This is a genomic window from Micromonospora sp. NPDC049799 (genome assembly GCF_040656655.1).
Classification (GTDB): Bacteria; Actinomycetota; Actinomycetes; order Mycobacteriales; family Micromonosporaceae; genus Micromonospora.
Genome location: NZ_JBFAMU010000591.1, coordinates 1 through 2,836, shown reverse-complemented (window position 1 = coordinate 2,836; position 2,836 = coordinate 1). Strand labels below are relative to the sequence as shown.

At 75.1% G+C, this 2,836-nt stretch carries 3 protein-coding genes; 2 read left to right on the top strand and 1 reads right to left on the bottom strand.

Annotated features, from left to right (window positions below):
* Window positions 1-98: 98 nt before the first annotated feature.
* On the top strand, window positions 99-572 hold the full coding sequence (locus AB0I76_RS26840) for a cellulose binding domain-containing protein (RefSeq protein ID WP_357040994.1): 474 nt from the start codon (window positions 99-101) through the stop codon (window positions 570-572).
* A 20-nt stretch (window positions 573-592) separates the two neighbouring features.
* Here the strand turns inward: AB0I76_RS26840 and AB0I76_RS26835 are convergent, their stop codons facing one another.
* Window positions 593-1,369, bottom strand: coding sequence for an alpha/beta fold hydrolase (locus AB0I76_RS26835; RefSeq protein ID WP_357040991.1), 777 nt, complete (start codon window positions 1,367-1,369; stop codon window positions 593-595).
* A gap of 57 nt (window positions 1,370-1,426) precedes the next feature.
* On the opposite strand from AB0I76_RS26835, the gene AB0I76_RS26830 reads away from it, so the two are divergent.
* On the top strand, window positions 1,427-2,836 hold a 1,410-nt coding region (locus AB0I76_RS26830), incomplete at its 3' end, for a BTAD domain-containing putative transcriptional regulator (RefSeq protein ID WP_357040987.1).

Here is a 2,836-nt window from a genome sequence, read left to right as displayed (position 1 = left end):
CGGCTCCGCGCCCTGCGTGATCTACGGCTACGGCTCGTACGAGGCGAGCATGGACCCGTGGTTCTCGGTCGCCCGGCTGCCCGGCCGCGGTCACCGGGCTGGGGGAGCGCGCGCCGGAGTGCACCGTCCGCTACACCGTCGGTCCGGCCGTCGACGGCCGGTTGTCGACCACCCTCAGCGTCGCCAACACCGGCACCGTCCCGGTCCCGGCCGGGCGGCTGACCTTCACCCTGCCCGGTGACCAGCGGCTGGTCGCCGGCTCGCCCGGGACCTGGCGCCAGGACGGTCGTACCGTCTCCGCGCGGATCGGCAACCTGCCGCCGGGACGGACCCTCACTGCCGGGATGCGCGCGACGTACCGGGGGGTGAACGCCCTACCGGACCGGTTCCAGCTCAACGAGACCGCGTGCCGGGCCGTCCTCTCCGTGCAGGGCGCGACCACCCGGCCGGATCCCGCGCCGGACAACTCGCGGCGGGACGGCGGCGACGAGACGAAGGGCAAGGACGAGAAGAAGAAGCAGGACGACGACGAGGACGACGAGGACGACGAGGACGACGAGGGCGACGACTAGGGCGCCCGGTCCGGAACCTGCTACGCGTCGAGGAACTCGTCGATCATCGGGGCCAGCAACTCCGCGCGCTGCGGCACGGTCACGTGGGTGGTGCCCGGCAGGACGGCCAGCCGGGAGGCCGGCAGGCCGGTCAGGTCGCCGACCACCCCGCCGCCCAGCAGGCGGAACATCTCGACCGCGTGTTCCGGCCGGACGATGTCCGAGTCGGCCAGGACGAGCAGCGTCGGCGCGGTCATCGCCCGGATCGCCGACCGCGACCAGCGCGGCGGGTCCGCGTCCAGCTCCTTCACCTTGCGTACGAGGGTGGGCCACGCCGCCGGCTCGGGGGCGGTGCGTACGTACTCCTCGTGGAACTCGGAGCCGTGCAGGTGCTCCGGTCGCAGGTGCTGGATGCCGTCCAGCACACCGGGGTGTATCCCGGACCCGTCGAAGCTGACCGAGGCCAGCACCAGACGGCCGACGCGGTGCGCGTGGTCGGTGCCGAGCCGCAGACCCACCGCCGCGCCCATGCTCCAGCCGTACACGTCGGCGACGGCGACACCCAGGTGGTCGAGGAGGGCGACGACGTCGGCGGCGAAGCCGTCCACCGTCAGCGGCCGGTCCGCGTCCGGTGTGCGCCCGTGGGCCTGGAACTCGACCGCGATCACCCGACGGTTCCTCGCCAGCAGCGGCAGGATCGTGCCGAACGAGGTGCCGATGCCGGAGAGGGCGCCGTGCAGGAGCACGAGCGGCCGGCCCGGCCCGGCGCCGTGCGACTCGTAGTAGACGGTCAGGTCGTTCACCGGTGCGTATGCCATGACGCCACCCTGCGCCGGGCCGCTTACGACCCGCTTACCGCAGGTAGGGTGGCCGGCATGCGTTTCGGCGTCCTCGGACCGCTCGCCGTCGTCACCGACGCGGGCGTACCGGTGACGGTGCCCGGGGTCAAGGTCCGGGCGCTGCTGGCCGACCTGCTCGTGCACCGCAACCGGGTCGTCTCGACCGGCCGGCTGATCGACGACCTGTGGGGTGACGCACCACCGGCGAACGCCGCCGGCGCGTTGCAGGTCCGCGTGTCCCAGCTGCGCAAGGCCCTCGACGACGTCGAACCCGGCGCCCGGAAGCTGATCGAGTCGCGGGCACCCGGGTACGTGCTGCGGACCGACGCGGTGGACGCCGAGCGGTTCGTCCAGCTGGCGGCCGAGGACGACGTGGACAGCCTCACCGAGGCGCTGGGGCTGTGGCGGGGCGACCCGTACGCGGACGTCGCGGACGAGGAGTGGGTCCGCGCGGAGGTCGTCCGGCTCGACGAGGCCCGGTTGCTGGTCGTCGAGAAGCTGGCCGCGGCCCGGCTGGCCCGGGGCGAGCACGCCCTGGTCGCCGCCGACCTGGCCGAGCTGGTCGACCGGCATCCGCTGCGTGAGGGCCTGCGGGCACTCCAGATGCGGGCCCTGTACGCGACCGGCCGCCAGTCCGAGGCGCTGGACAGCTACGCCGACCTGCGGCGGCGCCTCGCCGAGGAGCTGGGCCTCGACCCCGGTCCGGACCTGGTCGCGCTGCACCGGCGGATCCTGGAGCAGGACACGGCGTTGAGCCCGCCGCCGGCCGCGGCGCGGATCCGCAACAGCATGCCCGCCCGGCTCGACGAGCTGGTCGGTCGCGCCGAGGCGCTCACCGAGCTGCGCGCCCTCGTGCCGCGACGGCGGCTCGTCACGCTGGTCGGGCCGGGTGGCGTCGGCAAGACCCGGCTGGCCACCGAGGTCGCCCGGGAACAGGCGTTCCCCGACGGCGTGCACCTGGTCGAGCTGACCGCGCTGCGCCCCGGCGAGACCGCCGTCGCGGACCTGGTGCTGGCCGCGCTCGACGTCCGCGAGGTCGCGGGCGCCAGCGTCACCGCCGACGATCACCTGGTGGCGGCGCTGCGACACCGGCGGACGCTGCTGGTGCTGGACAACTGCGAGCACGTCGTCGAACCGGCTGCCGCCCTGGTCGCGCGGCTGCTGCGGGAGGCGCCGGAGGTGACCGTGCTGGCGACCAGCCGGGAACCGCTCGGCCTCGCCGGGGAGCTGCTGTGGGAGGTGCGGCCGCTGCCCGTACCCGGTGACAGCCCGGACCTCGACGCGGTCCGACGATCGGCCGCGGCCCGGCTGTTCACGGCCCGGGCCGCCGCGCAGCAGCGCGGCTTCCAGCTGGACGAACGGACGGCGCCGGGCCGCGCGCCTGGCTGCCGGCGGCATGCCGGGCAGGCCCGGGCCCGGGAGCTGGCCCCGAAGCGGGTTCGCGCC

Bases quoted from the DNA above. Each gene is read 5' to 3' on its own strand.
- AB0I76_RS26835 (WP_357040991.1), bottom strand. From the start codon at position 1,369: ATGGCATACGCACCGGTGAACGACCTGACCGTCTACTACGAGTCGCAC.